The sequence below is a fragment of the Vibrio sp. Y176 genome (genome assembly GCF_033438945.1).
In genome coordinates, this window is the sequence record NZ_JAWOQS010000896.1 from 1 (window position 1) to 574 (window position 574).

The 574-nt window shown below is 49.5% G+C and carries 1 protein-coding gene; it reads right to left on the reverse strand.

The window, feature by feature from the left end; translation table 11 throughout:
• A partial coding sequence (locus tag R7O13_RS29280; RefSeq protein ID WP_318305512.1) for an acyl-CoA dehydrogenase family protein occupies positions 1 to 574 on the reverse strand: 574 nt, incomplete at both ends.

Genomic DNA, 574 nt, shown 5'->3' on the forward strand with positions numbered 1-574 from the left:
TTGAATCGCACGACCTGCGTGAATATCGAACGAGTCGTTCAAAATCGTACGTGCAATTTCAGTCATGTGGTATTTGGCAATAGCCGTAACAATGCCAGGTTTCTCTTTCATATCGAGAGAGGTAGTCGTCAACGTACGCGTTGCTTCCAATAGATAAGTCAGACCGCCAATAAGGCCCATCGCTTCTGCTACCCCTTCGAACTTACCGATAGACATACCAAACTGCTTACGTACGTATGCATAAGCGCCAGTGGTTCTGGTTGTCAGGTGGCCGATTGCAGTACCAAGTGCTGGCAGTGAAATACCGCGGCCAGCAGACAAACACTCAACCAACATACGCCAGCCTTTGCCCGCGTAATCTGAGCCACCGATGAGCCAATCCATTGGAATGAAAACATCTTCACCACGAGTCGGACCATTCATGAAAGCAGAACCAAGTGGATCGTGACGCTCACCAATTTCAACGCCGTCATGGTCAGCAGGAATGAGCGCACAAGTAATGCCTACGTCTTTCTTATCGCCGAGTAAACCGTCTGGGTCCTGCAGCTTGAAAGCTAGACCAAGAACAGTCGCA